Below are 1,022 nucleotides of genomic sequence, written 5' to 3' on the forward strand. Positions count from 1 at the left end.
ACGCAGGATTGTAACTCCATTAGCTTTGTATCTAAGTCCTTTGTTCGCTATTCTGGATCCAGCTTATATGACTTGTAGAATAAGATTACATAGCAACAGCTTTTGGAATGCCTTTATTGAAAACTTATAGTACCTGTTTAGCTATTCAGGATGAAGCTCTAATGGTTCTGATTCTTATCATTTGATTCCGTCGGACAATCTGCATTTAGTACTTCTGCTTCAATCATTTTATTTCTTTTAGTAGCTTTGATCTTTTTTGTAACGATGCTGCGCTCAGATCTTTTCGCGTCTGTCATTTGGTACTACTTTGGTAAGTCAATTTATTTCCTTTGTATTTTTCTTTTCATTCATGGAATATGATTGGCCGTTTTTTTATAATTATGGTTGCAGCTTTGGATTGCTAGCCGGGCTGGCTATCTGATTTTTCTTCTGGAAATATTTTAATCTTGCCGAACTGCTCATTAATGGAGCAGGAGTTTAGAATGCTTTTTAAGTTAGCATTTGGGTTAACCTTGAATAATTGAAATATTAAGACGAGCATGACAACTATCTGCTCGTTTAATGCCAAAATCAGAGCATCCCTTAAAATTTAGATATTTTAAGGGATGCTCTGATTTTTACACATATTTAATAGTGCTTTAAGATAAACGGGGATCGTAATAAAACCCAGGAATAATTTACGAGTCCTCCCATTGATCTGGATTTATAGTGGGATTTGGAAACTTAGAAACAACCAGGGGAAGCCAAAACGGTTATAAGACTATAGGGGAGCGGTCTTATTATACTTAATCAGGCTTTACTTATAGATCTGATCAGTTTATAGAAAGCAAAAAGCTTCAGGCGCGATTGAAAATGCGCTTGTTTTCCCTATTTAATAACAATGCTGTTCAGTAGGCTTATCTTTTTGAAAGGTAATTGTAAATAGCTTTTACTTAGAATACAGATGGAATTGAGTTGTTGGTACATCCTGCATGATTTGTTTTTACGATTTACAGACTGTGAATCATGTAGTTAAGGATACG

Annotated in this window: 1 protein-coding gene; it reads right to left on the minus strand. The window is 34.9% G+C overall.

Annotation, left to right across the window (positions count from 1 at the left end):
- Positions 1 to 158: 158 nt before the first annotated feature.
- Positions 159 to 296 carry a hypothetical protein gene (locus tag OQX61_RS24215; protein ID WP_265844422.1) on the minus strand — a complete coding sequence of 46 codons (138 nt, stop codon included), beginning with the start codon at positions 294 to 296 and terminating at the stop codon, positions 159 to 161.
- Positions 297 to 1,022 lie beyond the last annotated feature (726 nt).

It is taken from the genome of Pedobacter sp. PLR, from assembly GCF_026239675.1.
Taxonomy (GTDB): Bacteria; Bacteroidota; Bacteroidia; order Sphingobacteriales; family Sphingobacteriaceae; genus Pedobacter.

Excerpts from the sequence above, each read along its gene's own strand:
- OQX61_RS24215 (WP_265844422.1), bottom strand. The coding sequence starts at position 296 with ATGACAGACGCGAAAAGATCTGAGCGCAGCATCGTTACAAAAAAGATC.